Below are 22,582 nucleotides of genomic sequence, written 5' to 3' on the forward strand. Positions count from 1 at the left end.
GGCCCCGGCGTCCTGTAGTTTACCTGTGGCAGCCCAACCCTAGGGCATAACGGACCAGGCGTCGACATTCCAGAACATATTGCTGGGATAGGGGTTCCAGCCCTCAACCTTGGAGCTGGCGGCGTACATGCCGTCAATGGCGTACAGGAACATGTACGGCTGGTCTTCCTTGACGATGCGCTGGTACTCGGCGTAGATGGCCGCCCGATCTTCCAGGCCGCAGCCGGGCACGCGACGCGCCTCACGCATCAGATCCACCACCCGCTGGTTGTGGTACGAGCCGGTGTTATCACCGCTGCCGGGCACATCCGACTGGATGGAGAAGATCTGGGTGAAGTCGGGGTCATCCGGGTAGCCCTGCCGCCAGCCGAGGATGATGGCATCGTAGGTCTGGGCATACATGATGTCCAGCATGGTATTCCAGTCAATTGTCTGGAAGTCCACAGCGACGCCGATCTGGGACAGTTCGTCCTGGATGATCGTGCCGACAGCCGCGCGACGGGTGTTGCCTTCGTTGGTGTACAGGGTGAAGCGGAACTCGGTCCCGTCCTCAGCGTAGAGGGCGCCCTGCGCCTCCAGCACACCGTCGCCATCGGTATCCACCCAGCCCGCCTCGGCCAGCATTTCGGTCGCCTTGGCCGGGTCATACGGATATGGCTCCAGGGTCTCGTCAAAGGCCCAGGAAGCCGGGATCACGGTCGAGGCCATGGCCGTGCCTTCGCCAAAGACCGCGCCGTCGATGATCGCTTCCAGATCAACCGCATAGGCAAGCGCCTGCCGGACGCGTACATCGCCGAAGATCGGGTGCGGCTCCTGCACGATCTCGTTGCCATTCTCGTCCAGGCCAGGCTGCGGATTGGCGGGGTTGGCCAGGTTGTAGGTCATGTAGTCCCAGGCGTTGCCGGGGTAGGCATAGACCTGCACCGCGCCGGTCTCTGCGGCAGCGCGGATGTCCGAACGGCGGTTGACCGCCGGGCTATCCAGCAGGTTGACTTCACCGGCCAGGAACTGCTCGACCATCACTGTCGCGTCGGGCACATTCTTGTAGATGAAGCCCTCAGAGTTGACATAGCCCAGTTCGGCGTCTACGTAGTTCGGGTTAGCCAGCAGGCTGACCAGCTCACCGGAACGCATTTGCCCGAAGGTGAAAGGACCAGCGGTCACGGTCGGCTCAAAGTTCCAGGGGTTGTCGTTGAACTGGGTGAAGTCATCACTGAAGAGGTGCGATGGGATCACCTGGATGTAGCCGATGTAGAGCAGGGCGTTGCAGTCCGGCTCATGGAGTGTGACGACGGCCGTCGTTGCATCAGGGGCTTCCACGCTGGCGATCACATCCTGGACATAGCCCAGGTTGGTGTCGGTCTGGCCGCTGACGATCGCATCCCAGGCGAACTTGTAGTCAAAGGCTGTGACCGGGGTGCCGTCCGTCCAGAAGTAGTCATCGCGGAAGGTCAGGGTATAGACGGTGCCATCCTCAGAGATCTGCCAGTCCTTGACCAGCGCACCGCGCACCCGCGGATTATCGCCCACACGAGCCGGCGCCGCGATCTCCGGATCAACGCCGATCGTGCCGGGCATCATCAAACCGACAAGCCGGGCGCAACCCGTCTCCGTGCACAGCAGGGGGTTGAAGGTGGCCGGGTCACCGCCGAAGCTGGCTTCCAGGATGATACCGCCCTTCGGCCCCTGGGCCGTTGTCGGCAGCGCCAGGGTCAGCGCCAGCGCCAGCAACAGGCCGGTCAGAAGAACCCTATTCAGCTTCCTCATGGTATTCCTCTCCTCGCTCTGGAGCGAACCAATAGCCTTCCGGACTCAGCGCCGGAAAGGCGCTCAACAGGAATCACACGACAGAGACCGGGGTCTGATACCGCGGCAGAACCGCCGATCCCCCCTCTGGCTGAGTGGTTTGCGCTGTGGCAGGAACAATGGGACGAAATGAAAAGAAAGGCCTAAGCAACGTGCTCGCTCATGTGCAATGCCGGCGGCAGCCCGCCGAGCAATAGCCCACAGTGCCTGTCAAGTTGCCGCAGCCCCCCTCACTGAAGCGCCGCCGCCTGCTGATCAAGACCGGCTTGGCGCACCCCCGGCCTGATCTTCCCACCCAGGCTCTTCCACTCTCGACAGGTAGTACCCTAGTATAGTCATCCAAAGGCTGAAATGTCAAAGGGAGTGTCTAATTTCAAGGATACACGAAATCTTTCAGGTGAGCCGGGTAAGCCGGGAACTGGCGTTTGAATAACTGGCGGCGATTCCAGGCAAACACAAACAACTTGATGGAACGCCAGAGGGCGTGAATGCACCGAGAAAAGCAACGCGACTTACGCGCCAGTCGCGCCAGATAGTGACGGAGTTCAGCATTGTCCGCTTCAACGGAATAGGTCTGGCTCTTGTCGGTCAGGGCCTGATGACGACCGGGATAGTACACCAGTGTGTGATAGGTTGAGAAGTCGTCCGAATAATACCGCCGGGCCTGAGGATTACGGTCGAGCATGGCTTGCAGCGCCTCTGTGCTCCTTTCCCAGACCACATCCCAGCCGACAATGCAGCGACTGGCTCGGTCGACCTGGGTGATCACGTAGACGACGTTTTTTTACGCTCAACGAAGGTGAACAACTCATCGAGTTCTTCCACCTCAATGGGCTCGGCAGGAGCCGGCGGCGGATCGGGCAATTGATCAGCGTGGGCTTTGACCCAGTTGGCGACCGTTTGATGGTTGACTTTTAGCAGGCGCGCAATACGCCGAAAGTTCAGCCCATCAACATACATCTCCAGCGCCTGGCGCCGTATTTCAGCTGGATACCCGATGTCATTCGGCTGGGGCGTGTACTTGCGGCGGCACGCCTTACACAGATAGCGCTGGCTGCCTGAGGCATTCAGACCCGCTTTGACCTGCTGTTCGGTTCGGTGACAGTATGGACATTGGCTCATACCCCCATTTTACCCATATCTTTACCTTTAGACACTCCCAATGTCAAAAAACGACGCAGAATGGGGTGCCGGAGGCAGGTGGGCCTGCTACAATGAGCTGACAACGCAAGAAGGAAGGCGCATGATTAACGCACTGGTTCCCTGGCTGGCCGCGATCTTCAGCCTGCTCTGGGCCTATCCCTGGGCACGCTGGCTGCTGTCGCGTTCGCCCGCCCCTGAGGGTGAGGACGACCTGGCGCTGGTCGCCCTCCTGACGCCCGCCCTGAGCCTGGGTGGGCTGGCCTGGCTGCTGATGATGCTGGCGGCGGTCTCCCCCACGCTGGTTGCTGCCGGACCGCTGATGGCGCTCCTGTTGACGCTGGCCGGAGCGGGCGGTTATGTCCTGCAGCGCGAACACCCCAGAGTACCCCCTCCCGCTTCGCCGAGAAGTAGCGGGCGCCACCCGGCAGCCGTCGCCGCGGTACTGGCCATCGCCGCCGTAATCGTCCTGACGCTGTTCAACGCCGCCTACTGGCCTTTTGGCGAAGACGACACCCTGAGCCTCTACGGGCCGATGGCCTACCGTTTCGCCACGACCGGGCGCTTCGGCGGAGCCGGAGTATATGACGCCTATCCCCAGCTCGTTCCGCTGGCAATGGCCTACCTCCACCTGATCAGTGGCGGGCCACAGGAATACGCCGGGCGCTTCGTGATCGCCGTCCTGGCCATGAGCGGGATCGGCGCGGCCTACGTGCTGGGGCGCGATCTGTATGGTCGGACGGTCGGGCTGGCCGCCGCTTACCTGCTGGCGACGACGCCGATCCTGCCACACTGGGCCGCCTCCGCCTATACTGACGTGCCCGCCGGAACACATGCCCTGCTGGCGATGATCTTCGCCTGGCGATTGAGTCGCCGACCGGGGATGATCAACGCGGCGCTGGCCGGGCTGCTGGCCGGGCTGGCCGCCTTCACCAAGAACGGCGCGCTGTTGATCCCGGCGGCGCTAGCTGGCTGGGTAATCTTCACGCACTGGCTCAGACGCACTGGGGCAGGACGGGCCATCAACGGGTGGGAGTCCCTGCTACTGGCGGGCGGGATTCTGCTGGCGGCAGGGCCATGGTATGTCCACACCTCGCTGGCCTACGGTTATCTGATCCCGCCTACCGGCTGGACCGACCAGGCCAACCGGACGCTGGCCATGCTGCTTGGCCCGGCGCTGACACCGTCGCACTTTCTGCTGGGCGGCGCGCTGGGGTTGGCGGGCGTGGGCTGGCAGGCCATCAGGTTGTGGCGGGCACGCCCGGCCCTGGAGCCACGCGCAGTGCTGCTGCTGGGCTTTGGCGTCCCATTTTGGCTGGTCTGGTGGCTGCTGTTCAGCTACGACCTGCGCTTTCTGCTGCTGATCTGGGGCGTCTTTGCCGTGATGGGCGCCGACCTGCTGCTGGCTGCCGCCGGCTGGCTGACCCATCAGCGCTGGCTGGCCCGCACCGGCTGGCTGACGCGCGTCGCGTTGCCGCTGGCCATCATTCTGCTGGCGCTACCCACCGCCCGGATGGCCGTCGATCACAAGCTGGAGATCCTGCGCGACCCGTTCATGAGCGACGATGCCCGGCATGCCATCCAGCTCGGCGGGCGCTGGCCAGCGATCCGCTGGCTGCGGACACAAGCACCGCCGGGATCGACGGTGCTGTTCGCCGAATACCACTTCTACTACGCCCTGATGCAGGCTGACCTGCGCCTGAGCCTGCTGGGCGCCGCTGATCGGGCCACGGTGACCGCCCACGACTACTGGATCGCTGCGCCGGGCCAGCCGGAACCGCCCTGGGCTGCTGAAGCCGGGCTGCGCGAAATTCTGGCAGCGGAAGGCTACCGCCTGTACGAAGTGCCGTGAATGAAGCAGGTGGGAAGGGGCGCAGCGCAGCGTCAGCGCACGCCCCACATGACCGGGTCGTATGTGCCATAGGCGGCATACATCCCCTCGCTGACCTCGGTGTAGTCGCCGCTGAGTGTATCCAGGATCAGCAGCAGGGCGGCGCGCTCGTCCTCTGGCACGTCGACGCCGAAGGCAATGTAGCGCCCGTCCGGCGACCAGACCAGGGCTGGCAGGCGCGGGCTGACCCGGTTGGTGGCAAAGCCGCAGTAAGCCGTGATTTTGCCGCTGGCGGTATCCAGTACGTGGATGACTGCATGACCGACGTTGGCGGCCATATCCGGCCCGATGATCTCGATCACCCAGAAAGCCAGGTAGCGCCCGTCCGGCGACCAGCTCAGGGCGTGAGTCATCTGCTCTCCACTAAGCCGCACCGCGCCATACAGGCCGGTCAGGTTGGTGACACGGACGGCATCCGCCACCCCCGGCTCCACCAGAAAAACCTCCGCCCCGGCCAGCCCGACCAGCGGGTCAACTTCCCCCCGGCCAATGTAGGCCAGCCGCGCCCCATCCGGCGACCAGACCGCCCCACCGCTGTACGGCTTGACCTCCAGCAGGGGCAGCGCCTCCCCATCCTCCAGGTTGACCAGTTCCAGCACCGGCCACTCTGCCGATCCCTGGGCCAACCGCAGCCCGTAGTAGCCGCCGGGTTGGATGGAGAACGTGTCAAAGTCGGCCAGATGCACTGGCTCCCCCTGCTCCGGGGGGACGCCGATGGGGTAAATGGCCGGGCGGCCAGCGGTCGGCCATACCAGCCAGTGTGTTTCATCCCACCAGTCCAGCTCGCTGACATAGTAGGGGAAGGCCGGCTGGCGGTCGTAACCATCCGGTCGCATTGTCCAGAAGGTAGCTGTCTCCGGCGAAACATACAGCAGCCGCCAGCGATCCGGGGAGGGCCGGCAGTTAGGAGCGCAGGGGCGAGTCTCCGGCAGCGGGTAGCGCATCCGGCGATCCAGATCCACCACCCACATCGCGTCACGGGAGAAAGTGGTCACGATCAGGCCGCTGGCGGCAAAGTCCGGACCGCGCGGTTGCACGCCAGCGCCGCATTGCTGGACGAGCACGCCGTACTCCGGCAACGCCGCAGGCGGCGGCAGTGTCGCGTCGCCACCCTGGGCTTCAATTGCGCCAGGCAACAGGCCGGCCAGAATCAGGCCGCCAAGCAGCATGGCAACCTGCCAGCCACGCCCACGCCGCACCGCTTGATTACCAGCCACGCGCATAAAAGGCCAGATAGTCGGCAACATGTTGCACCCAGTAAGCGCCGTCATGGCCGCCCGGCCATAGATGGTAATCGTGCGCCAGGCCCATCGCCAGCAACTCCTGGTGAAGCGTTTCGATGCTGCGGCGCAGCGGATCGTCCCAGCCGCAATCCAGCCAGATACGCGGCTGGCTGGCCGGGATGACAAAGCGCCGCGCCAGGTGCAGCGGATCGCGCCGGGCGAAAGCATCGTCGTCGTCGATGCCGAAGATCCAGGGCGGCGCCCCGGGGCCATCCGGGTCGTAGAAGACCGCCGGACTGTGCAACCCGACCGCGCAGAAGCGGGCCGGATCGGTGAAGGCGTGGACAGCCGCCCCTGCCCCGCCCATGCTCAGACCGCCGATCGCCCGTCCGTCGCGGTCGCGCCGCACCGGGTAATGCCCCTCGACAAAAGGGATAGCTTCTTTGAGCAGGTAGTCGCCGTAGTTGCCGTAACAGTCAAAGCCGTCGTAGTAATACTCGCTCGCATCGTTGTAGGGCGAATCCTCCCAGACGACGCCGGGCGGATCGGCGGCGTTGAGGTAGAAGCTCTTGTCGCCCTGAGGCATAGCCAGGATCATCGGCGGCAACATCCCCGCTGCGATGCCCTCCGCCAGCCGGACGTGCACAGCCAACCGATCAGTCCAGAAGCGTTCATGGCTGCCCCACAGATGCAGCAGGTACACAACCGGGTACTGGCGTCGCCGGTCGTAGCCGGGCGGAGTCACCACGCGCAGGCGCATCACGCTACCCACTGCATTACTGGGCAGCAGATGGTCGTGGATAGCGCTCTCAACGGGCATGAGCGACCGGTTCCTCCCCGGCAACCTGGTTCGCGCACAGCTCAGCGTGCGCTGCCCGCAGGTTGGGATGGATCGTCCACCCCAGTTCGTCCTCGTGGCGGATCACCCAGTCCAGGTAGGCAAAGGCCATCGCATCCAGCCCGACATCCAGCGCCGCCTTGAGCGCGGGCAGGAAGTCATGACGCGGCGAGGCGGGATCAAGGGCGACCTTATCCGCCACAAAGACGATTTTCTCCAGCCGGCCCGCCCCGGCGCGCAGCGTGGAATGATAGCGAATGGCGTTCAGCACGACCCGGCTGGTGATGCCCAGCTTCCGCCGGGCGACCGCCGCCGCCAGTGGACCGTGCAAGAGCGGCGGGATGGCGCGGTCTTCCAGCTTGAGGCGGACGTTCCATCGCCTGATCTCGTCCAGCAGATTCTGCGGCGGCACGACGGCCGCCAGATCATGGCACCAGGCCGCCTGGGCCGCGCGGGTCATATCCCCGGCCATATCACGGCCAAAGCGCGCCGCCAGGATGCGGGCCTGGCCCACCACCTGGCGGGTATGGGCCAGCGTATCAGCCCGGCCCATTGCCGTCAGAAACGCGCTGACATCCCGACCAATGTTGCCCGTCGACTGCAGCGCGTCAAAGACACTATCACTCATCGCCCCCTGCTTTCATGCACCAACCATGCATCCAGAGCATAACACGCCCGCCCGGCTCCGTCATCCACCGGAACGGGGGTGCAGGGCTGATCAGCCCGTGATCACGGCGGCCAGCAAGAAAGAGACCGGGAGAGCGGGAAGCCGGGACGATAAACCTGCAACCACAGGTAGCGCCCCTGCTCTGGCTTCCTTTACTGTCTGTTCCCTGGCCCCTTATTCTCACCGACCGGGCGGCACCGCCACCTGCACCCGCCGGCGGCCATCCTCGCCTGTAGCAACCTCGCCGCCGGAAACCGGGCGCATTTCGCCGGGCGGCAGCACAAACGCCACCGTGTCGTAAGGCAATGGGAAGCCGCCCTGCGGCGGGTCAACAGCCAGGACGATCTGCGCCGCCGTAGCCGCAACGCGCAGCGTCAAACGGGTCTGCTCCCCGCGGGTGTAGGCCATGCTCCAGCCGTCATCTTCCACCAGCGCAAAGGCACCCTCGCCCCCACCCGGCGACGGGAAAACATGTACCTCGCGCAGGCTGTCTGGCTCCGCCCCCACATGGCGCATAGCCCGCCCCAGCGGGATCAACCCATCGGCGGGGACCAGCAGCGGGATGCGCTCCAGCGGCGCGTCCAGCGTCACCATCTGCCCGCCCGCGTGCCACTGGCCTGTATGAAAATCGCACCAGGCCGTTCCAGCAGGGAGGTAAACCGCCCGCGTCCGCGCCCCCGGCTCCAGCACGGAGGCTACCAGCAGGTTTGGCCCCAGCATGAAGTCGAACGACTCCATCCGGCAGTGCGGATCATGGGCGAAGTGATAGACCAGAGGGCGCACAATCGGGGCGCCGGTCCGCGCCGCCTCCGCCAGCAATGTGTAGAGGTATGGCAGCAGCCGGTAACGGAAGCGGATAGCTTCCCGCACAAGCGGCAACACCTCCGGGTACATCCACGGCTCGGTGGCCTGGCCGCCCAGACCCAGCGAATGAATGGTGAAGCGCGGGTGAAAGATGCCGTTCTGCACCCAGCGGAGGAACAACTCCGGCTCCGGCGGCTGCCCGGCAAACCCGCCGACGTCATGACCGGTGTTGGGCATCCCGGAAAGGCTCAGGCCCAGCCCCATTGGGATGTTGTAACGCAGCGTATGCCAGGAGGTGTGGTTATCGCCGGACCACGTCTGCGCGTAGCGCTGCATGCCGGGCGAGGCCGCCCGCGTCACTACGAACGGCCGCCGATCGGGGTGCGCTTCCCGCACGGCTTCATAGGAAGCCAGGCCCATCAACAGGGTCAGGATTGGCCGGGCCAGCCCGACCGGCAACAGCTCACCGAATCCAGCGCAACGGGCGGCGTCATCGCGCAGTTCAAACTCGTTGTTGTCGTTCCAGGGCGCGTCGACGCCGCACTCCAGCAGCGCCTGCCTGACCTGCCCCCGCCACCAGTCAAAACCGGCGGCGCTGCTGAAATCGATATACGACGCCGGGTCAGTTTCAGCAATCCCACCACTCCAGTAGTCCACTACCTCCGGCGCATCGGCTTCCGCTGCGCGGACAAAGCCGCCACGCCCGACCACCTCGTCATAGGCGGGGTTGGAGCGCAACAGGTGCGGCTTGATGTTGGCCAGCACGTGCATCCCCGCCGTATGGAAAGCGGCGGTCATGGCCGCCGGATCGGGGATTTTGGCCCGGTTCCAGGTGAAGACCTGGCGCTTGCCCGCCGCGTCGGTAGTGTAGCCGGAGGAGAGGTGGAAGCCATCACAGGGGATGTCGTGCCCGGCGCAGCGGGCGATGAAGCCACGCAGTTGCGCGTCGGCGTCCGGCAATTCGGTATAGCGCATCGTCGAGCCGAGATAGCCCAGCGTCCAGCGCGGCGGCAGGCAGGGCCGCCCGGTCAGACGGGTGAACTTCTCCACCACCTCCGGGATACCCGGCCCGTAGATCAGGTAGCAATCGATGTCGCCGTCAGCGGCTTCGTAGTAGCGGTACGGGCCGTAGATGGCATTGATCTCCCGCCCCAGGTCAAAGACAGCACTGGCCGGATTATCATAGAACAGGCCGTAAGCAATCCCCCGGTCAGGCACATACGTGATGCCAAATGGCCAGTGCTTGTAAAGGGGGTCGCTGTTCTCGGCGTTATAGGCCAGCGCGTCGACGGCGTCCATGCGCAGGCGCAACCCCGCCTTGTCCAGCGGTCCGGCCTTCTCGCCAAAGCCATAGTAGTGCTCGTCAGCGCGGCGGGCCAGGGTGTGACGCACTGCCCGCCCGCCCCGATCGTGGGCAAAGCCGCGCCCCCACAGGTCGGCGGCAAACGCCGTCCCGGTGGCGTCCGCCCAGACGATATGGAGCCGCGCCAGATCGATGTGCAGGGTCAGCCGGCCGGCATGCAGGTGAATCGCCTGACCGGCCATCTCGTGGCTGAAGCCCGGCAGCGTGAAGGGCGACAGATCATCGCGGCGGCGGCCCTCGCGGGGCATCGCGCCACCTGGCCCAGCGACCGCCCAGGTACGGTTCAGGCGCGGCGTACCATCCGGCATGAACCACAGGCGGACCACATCCTGTTCCAGGATGTCAATGCGCAGGGCTTCGCCGTGCGGGCCGCTCAGCGTCATGCCGTGCCCGTCCAAGCTGCGCAGGACAGCGCTGCTCATGGTGGTCAAACGCATGGAGTTCCCCCCCTCTGCCAGACTGATGTACCTGGATTATCGCCCATTGAGCGCCGATTCGCATCCATCAGGCTGCCCGCCCCGCAGAGCTACCAGCAGGGCAAAACGGCAGTCGATCCCGGCTGTTTGTTGAAATTGTGACAACCGTCACTACCCGCTATTGTGCATGTTAGCCATACTCAGGGTAGACAGACAGCAGGATGCCATGATGCCGGGGTGCCCATTCCCCGTACGCAACGCCACCAGAACCCGTGTTCTCTGCGCCACACGTACTCCCGAATCACCCGCATTGCAGCCCCGACAGGCGTCAGCTTCAGGCATCCCTGACAACAGGTAGATTCCCGGCTTATCGTAACAGCCCGGTCAAGGAGGTGTAATGACAACCCCAACCACGATCACCACGGTTATCCGCACGCTTGATCAATTGCTGCCCGGTCAAACGGCCGTGATCAAGCAGATTGGCGGGCGTGGCGATTTCCGCCGACGGATGAGCGAGGTCGGCCTGACAGCGGGTGCAGTGATTGAAATGCTCAGCGCAACCACCCTGGGCGATCCGATCGAGTACCTACTGAATGGCCGCCGCCTGCTGCTGCGCCGCGCCGAAGCGCGGGTTATCGTGGTCGAACTGTAGGCCTCGGGCCAGGGCCAGCGCAGATTTTGCACCGCCAGCGACTACCGACCGTCCCGGCTGGGATGGTCGGCGGTTTTATAATCCCGGCCTGGCAACCTCCGCCTTGCCGGGCGTTGCCCCGGCAGACACTCACGGCCGGTTATTGCAGGGCTGTCTGTACCAGCTATAATTGTCCGGACTTTGCATCACAATTTTATCTGAAGGATATCTTATGACGATGCGTCATATCCTCATTGTCGACGACCTGGCTGACACAAGGATGTTATTGCGCCTGATCCTGGCGGGCAGGGGCGGCTACGTCACCCTGGAAGCGGCTACCGGCGCGGAGGCGCTGGCGCTGGTGGCGCACCAGAAGCCGGACGCCATCATCATCGACTACATGATGCCTGACATGAACGGCCTGGAAATCTGCCAGCGGCTGCGAGTCATGCCCGGCCTGGCTGACCTGCCGATCCTGATGCTGACCGCACAGATCAGCCCGACCCTGCGGGAGGAAGCCCTGGCCGCGGGCGTCACCAGCTTCATGACCAAACCGGTTATCCCGGCTGACCTGCTGGCCGAAGTGGCCCGCCTGATCGGGGCCGCGGCCAGAGTCTAGGGACTCACCCCCGCCTGCCGGCGGCGCAGCGCATACCAGGCTGCCGGACGTTCTTCGCCAGCGGTATCCCGGCTGAAAACGACTGCTACCAGCACGAAGGCAGCACCAAACAGACTTGCCACATCCTCCGGGTTAAGGCCCGGCGGGTCATCCGTGCCTGCCTGCCGCTGCCAGGCGTACAGGCGCAGCAGGCCGCCCGCCGCTACCAGCCGCGCCGCATGGTCGGCATAGCGCCGCCGTTCTTCTTCCGCCAGCCCGTGCAGACAGCCAATATCCAGCCACAGATCAACCGGGGGATGCTCGATCAGAAAATCCGTCGCGCCGACATCCGCGCGCACAAAACGGATCTGCGCCCGGCCCAGACCAGCGGCTCGCGCACGGGCGCGGGCCTGCCTGAGCGCGGCGGCCACCCAGTCCACGCCGGTCACCCGCCAGCCGCGCCTGGCCAGGTACACCGTGCTGACGCCCGTGCCACAGCCCACATCCAACGCCCGCCCAGGCGGGAGCGCCTGTGGCCCTTCTGCCAGCGCCCGCACCTCCGGCGGCACGATACCGGTATCCCAGGGTGGCGGCTCCGCACCACGGTACGCCGCCAGATAGCGTTCGTAGCGTGACCGATCGCTGCTCATCGCGTCCTGGCTGTCGGCCAACTACTCATCATCGCCGAACAGTTCTTCCAGGTAGGCGGCAAACGGGTCCCAGCGCTCGCGTTCAGAGAGCGGCGTCTGTTCCGATGCCGGCGCGCTTTCCCCTTCCGCCTGGGCGCTCAGGGCGCGCTCCCGTTCCTCAGGAGCGGCGTCGCCCGACCGGGGATCACCCGGCCGCTCCGGCTGCTGCCACCAGTGCGGGACGGGCAGGCTGGACGGCTGATACTCGGCCTCCAGCTCCTGCACCGTCAGCAACAACCGCCGGTTGAACTCGCGCCAGTCCGCCAGCGATAGGCCGTCCGCTACCTGCTCGATCGCCGTCTTGACCCGCACATAAACCTCGATCACCCGCGGATCAGCGCCGGGGGGGAAGTTGACCTCCACATCATCGCGGGCAGCCAGGCGGACCATCTGGGTGAACGAGGCAATATCCAGGCGGGAGACCAGCGTCAGGAAGGGGTGTGGGTCCTCATGCCCTTCCTTCTCCGGGGGCAATCCGACAATCCACAGCGGCTCGTCGATGACCGGGATACCCAGTTCGCGCTTGATCCGGCTCTTGACCGGCTTCCACGCGCCGATGGTGAATTCGATCTTCCACTGCTCATCCACGCCGAGCATGGTGGCGAAACCGGCCAGGTACATTGCCATCTCGATCGTGGCGTCGATAAAGGTCAGCGGGTCGCTGGCGAAGAGCACCAGCTCATCCGCCTGCAGGTTGAAGGTGAAGCGGTCGACCAGCGGAGTCTGGCTGTAAAACAGGGCGCTGGATTCATCCACGTACATGGTCGCCGGGCGCGGGTAGAGGGCGACGATCCGCCCCAGGTATTCGAGCGTACCCGAATCCAGATCGTACGATACGGCCAGTTGCTGTAGCACGTCGTCCACGGCGTCCGGGTCCAGGACGATACGATTGTGTTTCATGGTGTCACGTCTCAGCCTCGCTCCAGTCCCCCCTGCCAAAAGCGCGTCCCCGGCCCGCAGCACGGCTGCCTGCGGCCTCTAGGGCATGATACTACCGACCGTTTTTTGCCGCCACCACCCCCAGAATAACGCGGTGGGGGTGGCGCGGATACCCGGAAACAGCAAACCATTGCTGGACTCCAAACAGAAAACGGGCGGCCCGTAGACCGCCCATTTCTTCTTCACCAACGATCGCGCTCCCTGTAATGCCCTAGGGAGCGACCGGTTCAACCGTGATCTCGAGGGTCACCGGGCCAGACCAGGTGCTGTAGCTGGTCACTTCCACCGGCAACAGCCCGCCGCTGGAAACCATAAAGACAAACGACCCCTCCAGAGCCTGGGAGAAATTCAGGCTGTAAACCTCGTAACCCTCCTGCATCACCGTGATGTAGGCGTCAGTCTGGGACGGACTGCTGACAGTCAACCGGTACGTCTGCCCGGCAGTGGCGGTAAAGACCAGGCGCTCCATCGACATATCGCTGCTCAAGGTGACAGTCACTGGACCGCCGTCCAGCGATTGAACCTCGGTCTGGGTCAGGGTGCACAGGGTTGTACCCACCACATCGCTGCCCACTGGCTCCAACCGCACAGTGTACTGGCCGCCATCCTGTAGAATCACGCGGCGGAGGTAGGGCGCGTAGCCGGGGCCACCATCATCGTCGTAAGCCACCTGCATACCACCAGCATCGACCAGCGTCAGACGCACATCCAGGTCGGGATTGTCGCAGGCCAGGTCGATCACTGTCCCGGCCTCCGCCGTGAAGGTGAAGTTATGGACATCGTTGTTGACCTTCACCTTGGCCGGCACGCCGTAGCTCAGTGTCACGATCTCGAAGGCAGCCGCGCTGAGTGTATAGGCTCCTGTGGCCGGGCCTGAGTAGCTGGTCACCACCACGCGGTAGGTCCCAGCGGCGCTGAAGGTGTACATCAACGCAGCATTCAGATCCCCTCCGCTATCATCGTCGGTCAGCAGGGTAACGCCGTCGCCATCCCGCAACTCCAGAAATGGGTCAAAATCGTCCGAGCGCAGGGTGAAAGTCACCGACTCGCCGCCCCGGGCGGTAAACGTGTACTCCGCCGTGGAGTTATTCAGCATGCCTTCCAGGGTGTCGCCAACGGCGATCGTCCCGCCCTGGCCATAAGCCACCGTCACGCCCAACAACAGCACCATCACTGCCATTCCTAGAACAACTCTTTTCAACATGTAAAGCCTCCTCCAGCATCACAATCTACAATCGATATGGCTGCCGCCCGAAATGCTACGAAGAGGCAGCACCGCATTCATTGTATGGTTTTCAACAAAAGCAACAACCGACGCAGGTGATGGATACTCGCGGCTGACGACCCATCAGCATGAACCGATCGGAATCCATCAGAATCAGGTATGATCCGTGTCAGGCAGTGATCAGCAGACACCCTGCCGCTGCAGAATGACAGCACAGATGCTAGCGCTGGTAGAAAGGAGTCGCGCCACCATGACCGACCATCCCGCCGAGCAGGGCCGCCAGGCCTTCCAGTCCGGCCTGTACTGCGCGGAAAGCGTGCTGCTGGCCATCGCCCGCAGCCAGGGCATCGAGTCGCCGCTCATCCCCCGGATCGCCACCGGCTTCTGCAGCGGTATCGCCAACACGCGCGGCATGTGCGGCGCGCTCTCCGGCGCGATCATGGGCCTGGGGCTACTGCTGGGCCGCGATACCCCGGCGCAGTCGGTCGAGCCGGTCTACGCCGCCGTGCAGCAGGTGCTGGAGCGCTTCCAGGCGGAATTCGGGTCAACCGGCTGCTATGAATTGTGCGGCTGCGCGCTGGGCACGCCGGAAGGGGAAGCCCGCTTCGTCGCCACCAACCAGGGCGCGCGCTGCGCGGCCTATGTCGCCGCCGCCGTGCGCCTGGTCCTGGCGATCGGCGGGGATGGCGGCGCAGCGTAGCGCCTTACCGCGAAGTGTCATTCCTGCAAGGCATAGTCACTGGCTGCCTCGCCTAGAGGCATGCCACTGTGCTGTTCATTGGCAAAAGAGTAGGAATATGGCGCGGTTACAGCATGGTGGCGCTATCTTGTACTGGAGGTAGCGGAAAAACTCCATCCTCCTTACCGGCCTGCGCCCTCCGGGCGCAGCGCGCCCAGCCCTGCCAGCCGCAGCCCCCCCACCAGCACGATCAGCGTCAGGAACATCCCCAGCGCGCCCACCTGCAGCAACGTCCGCACGCCGTAAGCGTCGAACAGCCGCCCGGCGATCGGGCTGCCGATCAGCGTGCCCAGGTTGCCCAGCACCCCGGCCAGCGCCAGGTTAAGCGTCGTGTTATGCGGGCGGCTGACCTGCCCGATCAGCACCACCGGCGCGACAATGGTGAAGCCCTGCGAGACACCCATCGGCAAAGCCAGCAGCAACGCCTGGGGGACTGTCTGCACCAGCGAAAACAGCCAGAAGCCCGCCGCCACCAGGATCAATCCCAGCGCCCAGGTCGTCCCGGAACCCCACTTCTGCACCAGATGGTGCTCGTAGGCCATCACCGGCACCTCGATCAGCGCCACCAGAGCCATGTACAGCCCGACCGCGCTCTGCCCGCCGCCCAGGCCGGTCTGGATGAAATCCTGCACCCAACCGTTATAGGCGGCGCGGGAGAGGGACATCAGGATGATCACCAGCAGGAGCAACACCAGCACCGGCGAGGGCCGCCCTTCCCGCCGGCGCTGTTCCTGGGTGGGCAGCTGCGCCGCGAATGGCTGCAGCAGCGCCAGCGAGGCCAGGGCAACCGCGGCGCTGGCCACGAACAGGAGCGGCACGCCGGCCCGCTGGGCCACCACGCCGCCGATCACCACACACCCGGCAAAACCGAGCGATCCCCACAGGCGCAGGCTGCCGTAATCCCGGCTGTTACGCGCCTGCAGCCAGGCCAGCGCCAGCCGGTTGCGGGCGGTCATCCCCAGCCCGGTGAAGTAGCGGAAGGGGATCACCGCCGCGCCGACCAGCAGAGGGATCGTCAGCAGGCCCATCGCCAGCGCGGCAGCCGCCTGCAGCAGCGTTGACCACACCGTGATCCGCCGGTGCCGCCCGCTGCGATCTGCCGCTGAGGACGCCAGCGGGATGAACAGCAGCCCGATCAGGTTGACCACCGCCATCAGATTGCCGACTTCGGTGCCGGAAAGCCCCAGTCCCAGCAGGTGCGGGACCAGGTACGGCTCCACCAGAGCCATCGCACCGAAGATCAGGGCGTAGCCGCCTGCCACCAGCCAGTATTCGCGATCGCGCTGCATCGTGCTTTCACCCCCTCAGAAGAATGGCGCACATTATACAGCAGAAGCCGTTGCCCGCGGCAGCCATACCCCGCCCCGCCGGTCTCCTGGCCCGTCTCCCCCCTCCCCCCTCGGCCTCCCCGCCGCTAACCCCCGCCACGCATCGTAATTTGGCATTTAAAAGCGTCGGGCTATAATCGGCCATTGTCACCGTCAACTGTCCAGAAATCGCTCCACCCGTCCGGCGTTCGCCTCGGCTCAGCGGGCCGGTGCCCGCCCAGACGAATCGCCGTCGGCGAGCCTGAGAGCACCTGTTCAGGAGCCTGTGCCTATGACCACGCTGACCATGACCGTCACCGAAGTTCTGCGCTACCGGGGGAAGATCGGGCAATGGAGCTGGGTTCTGCACCGGTTAGCCGGACTGGGCACGCTGCTTTTCCTCGTCCTCCATGTGATCGATACCTCGTGGGTGGCCTTTTTCCCGGAACTCTACGAAGAAGCGATCGCGATCTACCAGACCCCACTGTTCACCATCGGCGAATTTGCGCTGGTGGCCTGTGTGGTCTTCCACGCCTTCAACGGGCTGCGCATCGCCATCTTTGACTTCCGCCCGGAGTGGTGGCGGCATCAGGCGCGCGCCGCCCAGATCGTCTTCCTGGCCACGATCGTGGTACTCGTCCCCGTCTTCGTCCTGATGGCCCAGCACGTGGTCGAGTTCTACACAGGCCGCTCATTTGACCTGCAACTGGAGCTGGTGTTCAGCCGGGTCGTTGTGCCCTTCGGCGGCGGGATGATCCTGGCCCTGCTGGCGGGGGTGCTCCTCTCCGGGCTGTTCGGGGCTGTCAGCGGTCGCGCAGGACTGGCCGGCCCGCTGCTCACCCGGCGTAGCCGCCTGGAGCAGGTGCTGTGGGGCTTTATGCGCGTCTCCGGGATGTTGATTCTGCCGCTGGCCTTTGGCCATCTGGCGATCATGCACGTGATCGAGGGTGTATTCAGCATCAACCAGGGCGGGACCGGCCTGGCGGCCAGTTTCGTTGCCGCACGCTGGGCTTACCTGGGCTGGCGGATCTACGATGCGGCGCTGCTGGCGCTGGCGCTTGTTCATGGCTTCAACGGCCTGCGCATCGTCTTCAACGACTACGCTCACCACCCGACCGTGCGGCGCGGGCTGACCTGGGCGGTGGTTGTCGGCTGCGCGGCACTGATCATCATCGGCGCGCTAGCCCTGATCAGTGGCGTGCCGGGTATGTGACATCTTTATGGGCTGAGAGCGAAACGCTATGCACACACATGAATTCGACATTGTCGTCGTAGGCGCGGGCGGCGCAGGGCTGATGGCTGCGCTCTACGCCAGTCAGAATCTCCCCGGCGGTAAGGTGGCGGTTGTCAGCAAGCTCTACCCCACCCGCAGCCATACCGGGACGGCGCAGGGGGGCATCGGCGCGGCGCTGGGCAATCTGGAGGAAGATCACTGGGAGTGGCACGCCTTCGATACGGTCAAGGGCGGCGATTACCTCTCCGACCAGAACGCGGTACGGGTGCTGGCCCAGGAAGCCGTCAGCGCCGTGATCGAGCTGGAGCACCTGGGACTGCCCTTTGACCGCAACCCTGACGGTACGATCAGCCAGCGCCGCTTTGGCGGCCACACCAACAACAAAACCAGGCAGCCCGTGCGCCGCGCCTGTCACGCCGCCGACCGCACCGGGCACATGATCCTGCAGACGCTTTATCAGCAGTGCATCAAGAACCAGATCACCTTCTTCGACGAGTACCACGTCATGGATCAGCTCCTGAGTGACGATGGACGGGCGGCGGGCGTGGTCGCCATCCAGATCGGCACAGGCGAGCTGCACGTCTTCCATAGCAAGGCTGTGATCTGGGCGACCGGCGGGTGGGGGCGAGTCTGGTCGGTCACCAGCAATGCCCACAGCCTGACCGGTGACGGCCCGGCCATCCTGCTGCGACGCGGCCTGCCGCTGGAGGATATGGAGTTTTTCCAGTTCCACCCCACCGGCCTTTACGGGCTGGGCGTGCTGATCACCGAAGGCGTGCGCGGCGAAGGTGGAGTCCTGCTTAACAATCGGGGCGAGCGCTTCATGGAGCGCTACGCCCCGACGATCAAAGACTTGGCCAGCCGGGATGTGGTCAGCCGGGCCATCTATCTGGAGCTAAAGGCCGGGCGCGGTATCAACGGCAAGCCCTACGTACACCTGGATGTGACGCCCAAGACCGTCAACCGCTACCTGGCAGAAGCAGGCGACTCGCGCCGGATCGACGCGGCAACCATCCATCAGAAGTTGCCGGACATCCTCGATTTCTGCAAGACGTACGCCGGGGTGGATCCGGTCGAGCAGCCGATCCCGGTCGCGCCGACCGCTCACTACGCGATGGGCGGCATCCCGACCAATGTCGATGCTGAAGTGTTGGCCAGCGCCGACGGGGCGATTGTGCCCGGCCTGTACGCGGCGGGCGAAGTGGCCTGCGTCAGTGTACATGGCGCCAACCGCCTGGGCACCAACAGCCTGACCGACCTGATCGTCTTCGGGCGGATCGCCGGCAAGAAGGCCGCTGAATACGCCCGCAGCGCTGACCTGCCGCCGCTGCCATCCGACCCGACCGGCCCCGTCCAGGCCGAACTGGATCGCCTCCGCACGTGTAAGGGCAGCACCCGCCCCGGCCAGCTTCGGCGGCGGATGCAGGAGACGATGATGGATCACGTCGGTGTCTTCCGCACGGCGGAGGGCATCCAGGAAGCGTTGAAGACGCTGCGCGATCTCAAGGCGGCCTTCCGGGACGACCTGACGCTTGACGACCGCGGCTACCGCTTCAACACCGATGTGCTGGAAGCGTGGGAACTGGGCGCGCTGCTGGACGTGGCCGAGGTCACTGCCGCCAGCGCCCTGGCCCGCCAGGAAAGCCGCGGCGCGCACAGCCGGGAAGATTTTCCCAAACGCGACGACGAACGCTTCCTGGTGCACACGTTCGCCACGCTGGTCGATGGCGAAATCCGGCTGGATCACTCCCGCCCGGTGGATCTGTCGCTGGGCTACCAGCCGCAGGAACGCGTTTATTGAGAGGCAGCGGGAAAATAGCGAGCCGGGTACGCGGCGGTGATCACCCGCGCCAGACCCGGCGCAGCGAACCCAACACTTTGCACTGTATCAGACTGGGGATAAGCGATGAAAGCCCATTTCCGCATCCGGCGCTTCAACCCGGAGACCAACGCTAAGCCCTACTGGCAGGACTTCACCCTGGAAGATGTCGCCCCTGCCGACCGCGTGCTGGAGTTGCTGCATCGCATCAAGTGGGAGCAAGACGGCACGCTGGCCTTCCGGCGCTCATGCGCGCACGGCGTGTGCGGTTCCGACGCCATGCGAATCAACGGCCGCAACATGCTGGCTTGCAAGGTGCTGGTCAGCAGCCTGGCGGCGGAAGGCGCGGAGAGCGTGACCATTCAGGTGGAACCGATCCTGGGCCTGCCGGTGATCAAAGACCTGATCGTGGATATGGAGCCGTTCTTCGCCCACTACCGGGCGGTGATGCCCTACTTCGTCAACAACGACCCGCCCCCGGCGGACGGCCGGGAGCGCCGCCAGTCACCGGAAGAGCGGGCGATCTTTGACGACAGCACCAAGTGCATCCTGTGCGCGGCCTGCACGACAAGCTGTCCCTCCTTCTGGGCCAATGGGTCGTATGTTGGGCCGGCGGCGATCGTCCAGGCCCACCGTTTCATCTTCGACAGCCGCGACCAGGCTGCGGAGCAGCGGCTGGATATCCTGGCTGCGCCGGATGGCGTCTGGCGCTGCCGGACGATCTTCAACTGCACACCGGCCTGCCCGCGTGAGATCGAGGTCACACGGGCCATCGGCGAGGTCAAGCTGGCCATCCAGATGGGGGCGGAGCGGATGCGCGCCCGCAAAATGACGCAGGGCGGGACGGAGTAGCCCTCCTCACCACACCCCTGGCAGTAGCCGGTAGCGCACATGCGCCGCGTACTCGGCGTAGCCAGGCAATTGCTCGCGCAGCAGGGCGTCTTCCCTGACCGTCCGCATCACAAACAGCGCGGTGAGCACCCCGCCCGGCAGCAGCGCCCACGCCGATCCCAGTCCCAGCGGTGTACCCAGCGCGAAGGCAATCGCCCCGGCATAGACTGGATGGCGCATCAGCCGGTACGGCCCGTGCGTGATCACCCGCTGATCGCGTTCAGGCTGGATGCGGCTGAAAGCGATCGCAAACGGGTTGGTCAGCAGCGCCCAGGTGGCAAGCCAGGCGGCGGGTAACAGGATCACCCAGCCAGCGATCTGCAGGACAAGCGGGATACGGGAAGGTTGCCCGGCGCGAGCTTCAAGGCCAGCCACGCCAAGCATGACAACCATGAGCGCCGCCACCGCGATCAGCAGCGCAAGCTCCGCCGGGGGTGTGTTCTGTGGCTGCTGGCGGCGAGCCTCCAGCAGCGTCCCGGCCCCCAGCAACAGGGCCAGCGAGTAGGCAAAGAACAATCCCACCAGCAGCCAGCCCGGCCACCAGTCCAGGCGCCCCGCCGTCCCCACCAGTAGCGCGGCGACAACCAGCGGGCCGGAGAGCATCCGCGCTGCCCGGCGTAAGACTCGACCGGCTGGCTTTGCAGGCTCGTTCATCGCAACCCCTTCCCTGCCCGCCAGGGGTGCCACACACTACCTTCCGGCTGGCCCTTTCCTGCGGGCCACCGGTTTCCCTTGCCTCTTACCTCCGTCTCCTGCCCTTTTCTCACGGTTTCCGCCCGGCCCAGACGCCGTAGCCCCACGTGCCGAACAGCTCACGCGGCATACCCAGAGCACGGCGGATGATCTGCCGATCAGCCGGGCGACTAACCCATAACGCAGCGGCCCGGACCCAGGCGCGGAGCAGCCCGGCCCCGGCGTGTTCAAGTTGCTGGCGGGCCTCGCCAGCGGCATGCAACGGGCGCACGTAAGCCGTCACTTCCAGCAGTCCGGTCTCTCGCAGCAGCGCCGCCCAGTCATCTGGCGACAGGAGGACCAAGCTCCGGCCCAGCGCGTCCCTTGCCAGCGCCAGCGAAGCCGGGTTCGGTGGTCTGAGCCACGTGGCATCGCTGAAGCCCACGTATCCGCCCGGACGGGTAACATCCATCCAGGTGCGCAGCGCCGTCGCTTTCTCCGGCAGGTAAGCCAGCACGGCTTCCCCGATCACGGCGTCGTAACCGACGGCGTCGTAACCGACGGCGTCGGCGCCAGAAGACAGGGGGCTGAGAGCATCGCATACGTGGAAATCGGCCCGGTCGCCGAGGCCCAGCCACGCCGCCCGCTCACGGGCGCGGGCGATCAGGCGCGGGCGGCTGTCGATCCCGGTGATCCTGCACCCGTAGCGGCGGGCCAGGTAACACGCCGTCAGGCCCACGCCGCAACCAACCTCCAGCACCCGCGCTCCCGGCCGGATGTGACAGGCAGCGGCCAGCACGTCGGTTGCGTCGCGGCCACCAGGATGCCAGGTGAGATTCAGTTCGGCCTGCAGGTCAGCGAGCAACTCCTCGATTCCGGTCACACGCTGCTGGCCTCGATCCGGTCTGGCGCCATCTTCGACCGCCATGAGGGCCTCCGGGTCAATTGCCGCTGGCAGGGGGTGCCGGTGTTGCACCAAAGCGCACCGCCCGCACGACATAACGCTGCGTGTAGGTCTCGGCCTGCGGGCTATAGTCGTAGCAGGTCAACAGCGTCAACGCCTCGTAAGGCGTCGGCTGGATCACGCGCAGATCGCGCGGACTGACCAGCGCCGTCGCCACGACCTGGTAGCGGTAGGTCTGCCCCAGGTAGACGATCTCGATCGTGTCGCCCCGCTTCAGCTGATCCAGCTCGTAAAACGGCCCCGGCGTGAAGTCGGCCAGCTCGTAATGCCCGCCGATCACGACATTACCGCGCATACCGGGGTACGCCGTGTATTGCAGATGCCCGGCCTCTTCCGTCAGGACGCGGAATTCCCAGGTGCGGCGGTTCATCCATGCCTCAAAAACCGGGATATCCAGCGCCAGCGCCGGGATTTTGAGCTGAAAGTAGGTGTCTTCAGTGATGGGGACGCGCGGCGGCGGCCCGCCGCCCTGCGCCACGACCGGCTGCGCAGCGGCCAGCCCCACGATCAGCAACGCCATCAGCAGCCACAGACGGCGCATCGCGGTTCCCTTTCTGCTCCCGGATACACGCTGTCCAGTATACGCCGGTTTTCCGCCGGCACGGCTGTTGCAAAGTCCGGTAGTGTATCTTTCGCGGTTGAAATTCAGATGCCGGTTGAAGGTTGCCCATCTAAGCACCAAATCGCATGTGTATTTTCTCTCAAAATGACACGCGACTTCATTCT

At 65.1% G+C, this 22,582-nt stretch carries 21 protein-coding genes; 7 read left to right on the plus strand and 14 right to left on the minus strand.

Annotated elements, in window-relative coordinates; translation table 11 throughout:
- Positions 1-39 precede the first annotated feature (39 nt).
- From HPY64_09665 to HPY64_09675, 3 genes are all read right to left on the minus strand, one after another.
- Positions 40-1,767, minus strand: a complete 1,728-nt coding sequence (locus tag HPY64_09665; GenBank protein NPV67397.1) for a hypothetical protein — start codon at positions 1,765-1,767, stop codon at positions 40-42.
- A 412-nt stretch (positions 1,768-2,179) separates the two neighbouring features.
- Complete coding sequence (locus HPY64_09670) at positions 2,180-2,527, minus strand: IS1 family transposase (GenBank protein ID NPV67398.1); 348 nt, start codon at positions 2,525-2,527, stop codon at positions 2,180-2,182.
- A gap of 44 nt (positions 2,528-2,571) precedes the next feature.
- Positions 2,572-2,928 (minus strand): IS1 family transposase, encoded by a 357-nt coding sequence (locus tag HPY64_09675; GenBank protein ID NPV67399.1) that lies wholly within the window; start codon positions 2,926-2,928, stop codon positions 2,572-2,574.
- Positions 2,929-3,049: 121 nt separating this feature from the next.
- Between HPY64_09675 and HPY64_09680 the strand changes: the two genes are divergently transcribed.
- Positions 3,050-4,798 carry a hypothetical protein gene (locus HPY64_09680; GenBank protein ID NPV67400.1) on the plus strand — a complete coding sequence of 583 codons (1,749 nt, stop codon included), beginning with the start codon at positions 3,050-3,052 and terminating at the stop codon, positions 4,796-4,798.
- 32 nt (positions 4,799-4,830) lie between these two features.
- On the opposite strand, the gene HPY64_09685 is transcribed toward HPY64_09680, so the two are convergent.
- The 4 genes from HPY64_09685 to HPY64_09700 form a co-directional block, all read right to left on the minus strand.
- Complete coding sequence (locus tag HPY64_09685) at positions 4,831-6,084, minus strand: hypothetical protein (protein ID NPV67401.1); 1,254 nt, start codon at positions 6,082-6,084, stop codon at positions 4,831-4,833.
- Positions 6,044-6,880, minus strand: a complete 837-nt coding sequence (locus tag HPY64_09690; protein NPV67402.1) for an esterase family protein — start codon at positions 6,878-6,880, stop codon at positions 6,044-6,046. The genes HPY64_09685 and HPY64_09690 overlap by 41 nt, the downstream gene beginning before the upstream one ends.
- Positions 6,870-7,526, minus strand: coding sequence for an HD domain-containing protein (locus HPY64_09695; GenBank protein NPV67403.1), 657 nt, complete (start codon positions 7,524-7,526; stop codon positions 6,870-6,872). The genes HPY64_09690 and HPY64_09695 overlap by 11 nt, the downstream gene beginning before the upstream one ends.
- Before the next feature lie 219 nt (positions 7,527-7,745).
- Complete coding sequence (locus tag HPY64_09700) at positions 7,746-10,169, minus strand: glycoside hydrolase family 31 protein (protein ID NPV67404.1); 2,424 nt, start codon at positions 10,167-10,169, stop codon at positions 7,746-7,748.
- 376 nt (positions 10,170-10,545) lie between these two features.
- Here HPY64_09700 and HPY64_09705 point away from each other — a divergent pair, with 376 nt between their 5' ends.
- Both HPY64_09705 and HPY64_09710 read left to right on the plus strand, forming a co-directional pair.
- Positions 10,546-10,800, plus strand: a complete 255-nt coding sequence (locus HPY64_09705; GenBank protein ID NPV67405.1) for a ferrous iron transport protein A — start codon at positions 10,546-10,548, stop codon at positions 10,798-10,800.
- A gap of 211 nt (positions 10,801-11,011) precedes the next feature.
- Positions 11,012-11,398 carry a response regulator gene (locus tag HPY64_09710; protein NPV67406.1) on the plus strand — a complete coding sequence of 129 codons (387 nt, stop codon included), beginning with the start codon at positions 11,012-11,014 and terminating at the stop codon, positions 11,396-11,398.
- On the opposite strand, the gene HPY64_09715 is transcribed toward HPY64_09710, so the two are convergent.
- The 3 genes from HPY64_09715 to HPY64_09725 form a co-directional block, all read right to left on the minus strand.
- Positions 11,395-12,048 (minus strand): class I SAM-dependent methyltransferase, encoded by a 654-nt coding sequence (locus HPY64_09715; GenBank protein NPV67407.1) that lies wholly within the window; start codon positions 12,046-12,048, stop codon positions 11,395-11,397. The two genes, HPY64_09710 and HPY64_09715, sit on opposite strands and share 4 nt — an antisense overlap.
- Positions 12,049-12,966 (minus strand): hypothetical protein, encoded by a 918-nt coding sequence (locus HPY64_09720; GenBank protein ID NPV67408.1) that lies wholly within the window; start codon positions 12,964-12,966, stop codon positions 12,049-12,051.
- A gap of 250 nt (positions 12,967-13,216) precedes the next feature.
- Positions 13,217-14,209 (minus strand): hypothetical protein, encoded by a 993-nt coding sequence (locus tag HPY64_09725; GenBank protein NPV67409.1) that lies wholly within the window; start codon positions 14,207-14,209, stop codon positions 13,217-13,219.
- Positions 14,210-14,480: 271 nt separating this feature from the next.
- On the opposite strand from HPY64_09725, the gene HPY64_09730 reads away from it, so the two are divergent.
- Positions 14,481-14,930, plus strand: coding sequence for a C_GCAxxG_C_C family protein (locus HPY64_09730; protein NPV67410.1), 450 nt, complete (start codon positions 14,481-14,483; stop codon positions 14,928-14,930).
- Between the two features lie 161 nt (positions 14,931-15,091).
- Here the strand turns inward: HPY64_09730 and HPY64_09735 are convergent, their stop codons facing one another.
- The gene (locus tag HPY64_09735) at positions 15,092-16,258 is read right to left on the minus strand and encodes an MFS transporter (GenBank protein ID NPV67411.1); all 1,167 of its coding nucleotides are present in this window, start codon (positions 16,256-16,258) and stop codon (positions 15,092-15,094) included.
- Between the two features lie 310 nt (positions 16,259-16,568).
- Between HPY64_09735 and sdhC the strand changes: the two genes are divergently transcribed.
- The 3 genes from sdhC (at position 16,569) to HPY64_09750 (ending at position 20,181) form a co-directional block, all read left to right on the plus strand.
- Positions 16,569-17,489, plus strand: coding sequence for a succinate dehydrogenase, cytochrome b556 subunit (gene sdhC / locus HPY64_09740; GenBank protein ID NPV67412.1), 921 nt, complete (start codon positions 16,569-16,571; stop codon positions 17,487-17,489).
- Positions 17,490-17,517: 28 nt separating this feature from the next.
- Positions 17,518-19,311 carry a succinate dehydrogenase flavoprotein subunit gene (locus tag HPY64_09745; protein ID NPV67413.1) on the plus strand — a complete coding sequence of 598 codons (1,794 nt, stop codon included), beginning with the start codon at positions 17,518-17,520 and terminating at the stop codon, positions 19,309-19,311.
- Positions 19,312-19,416: 105 nt separating this feature from the next.
- On the plus strand, positions 19,417-20,181 hold the full coding sequence (locus tag HPY64_09750; protein NPV67414.1) for a succinate dehydrogenase iron-sulfur subunit: 765 nt from the start codon (positions 19,417-19,419) through the stop codon (positions 20,179-20,181).
- A gap of 6 nt (positions 20,182-20,187) precedes the next feature.
- Here the strand turns inward: HPY64_09750 and HPY64_09755 are convergent, their stop codons facing one another.
- The 3 genes from HPY64_09755 to HPY64_09765 all read right to left on the minus strand — a co-directional run bounded on the left by HPY64_09755 (position 20,188) and on the right by HPY64_09765 (position 22,397).
- Positions 20,188-20,874 carry an isoprenylcysteine carboxylmethyltransferase family protein gene (locus tag HPY64_09755; protein ID NPV67415.1) on the minus strand — a complete coding sequence of 229 codons (687 nt, stop codon included), beginning with the start codon at positions 20,872-20,874 and terminating at the stop codon, positions 20,188-20,190.
- A gap of 109 nt (positions 20,875-20,983) precedes the next feature.
- The gene (locus HPY64_09760) at positions 20,984-21,820 is read right to left on the minus strand and encodes a methyltransferase domain-containing protein (GenBank protein ID NPV67416.1); all 837 of its coding nucleotides are present in this window, start codon (positions 21,818-21,820) and stop codon (positions 20,984-20,986) included.
- A 13-nt stretch (positions 21,821-21,833) separates the two neighbouring features.
- On the minus strand, positions 21,834-22,397 hold the full coding sequence (locus HPY64_09765) for a sortase (protein NPV67417.1): 564 nt from the start codon (positions 22,395-22,397) through the stop codon (positions 21,834-21,836).
- Positions 22,398-22,582 lie beyond the last annotated feature (185 nt).

Source organism: Anaerolineae bacterium (assembly GCA_013178165.1).
Lineage (GTDB): Bacteria > Chloroflexota > Anaerolineae > Aggregatilineales > Ch27 > Ch27.

Bases quoted from the DNA above. Each gene is read 5' to 3' on its own strand.
- HPY64_09720 (NPV67408.1), bottom strand. From the start codon at position 12,966: ATGAAACACAATCGTATCGTCCTGGACCCGGACGCCGTGGACGACGTG.
- HPY64_09695 (NPV67403.1), bottom strand. From the start codon at position 7,526: ATGAGTGATAGTGTCTTTGACGCGCTGCAGTCGACGGGCAACATTGGT.
- sdhC (NPV67412.1), top strand. From the start codon at position 16,569: ATGACCACGCTGACCATGACCGTCACCGAAGTTCTGCGCTACCGGGGG.
- HPY64_09685 (NPV67401.1), bottom strand. From the start codon at position 6,084: ATGTTGCCGACTATCTGGCCTTTTATGCGCGTGGCTGGTAATCAAGCG.
- HPY64_09690 (NPV67402.1), bottom strand. From the start codon at position 6,880: ATGCCCGTTGAGAGCGCTATCCACGACCATCTGCTGCCCAGTAATGCA.
- HPY64_09665 (NPV67397.1), bottom strand. From the start codon at position 1,767: ATGAGGAAGCTGAATAGGGTTCTTCTGACCGGCCTGTTGCTGGCGCTG.
- HPY64_09725 (NPV67409.1), bottom strand. From the start codon at position 14,209: ATGTTGAAAAGAGTTGTTCTAGGAATGGCAGTGATGGTGCTGTTGTTG.
- HPY64_09700 (NPV67404.1), bottom strand. From the start codon at position 10,169: ATGCGTTTGACCACCATGAGCAGCGCTGTCCTGCGCAGCTTGGACGGG.
- HPY64_09750 (NPV67414.1), top strand. From the start codon at position 19,417: ATGAAAGCCCATTTCCGCATCCGGCGCTTCAACCCGGAGACCAACGCT.
- HPY64_09675 (NPV67399.1), bottom strand. From the start codon at position 2,928: ATGAGCCAATGTCCATACTGTCACCGAACCGAACAGCAGGTCAAAGCG.
- HPY64_09710 (NPV67406.1), top strand. From the start codon at position 11,012: ATGACGATGCGTCATATCCTCATTGTCGACGACCTGGCTGACACAAGG.
- HPY64_09680 (NPV67400.1), top strand. From the start codon at position 3,050: ATGATTAACGCACTGGTTCCCTGGCTGGCCGCGATCTTCAGCCTGCTC.
- HPY64_09745 (NPV67413.1), top strand. From the start codon at position 17,518: ATGCACACACATGAATTCGACATTGTCGTCGTAGGCGCGGGCGGCGCA.
- HPY64_09705 (NPV67405.1), top strand. From the start codon at position 10,546: ATGACAACCCCAACCACGATCACCACGGTTATCCGCACGCTTGATCAA.
- HPY64_09765 (NPV67417.1), bottom strand. From the start codon at position 22,397: ATGCGCCGTCTGTGGCTGCTGATGGCGTTGCTGATCGTGGGGCTGGCC.
- HPY64_09760 (NPV67416.1), bottom strand. From the start codon at position 21,820: ATGGCGGTCGAAGATGGCGCCAGACCGGATCGAGGCCAGCAGCGTGTG.
- HPY64_09730 (NPV67410.1), top strand. From the start codon at position 14,481: ATGACCGACCATCCCGCCGAGCAGGGCCGCCAGGCCTTCCAGTCCGGC.
- HPY64_09735 (NPV67411.1), bottom strand. From the start codon at position 16,258: ATGCAGCGCGATCGCGAATACTGGCTGGTGGCAGGCGGCTACGCCCTG.
- HPY64_09755 (NPV67415.1), bottom strand. From the start codon at position 20,874: ATGAACGAGCCTGCAAAGCCAGCCGGTCGAGTCTTACGCCGGGCAGCG.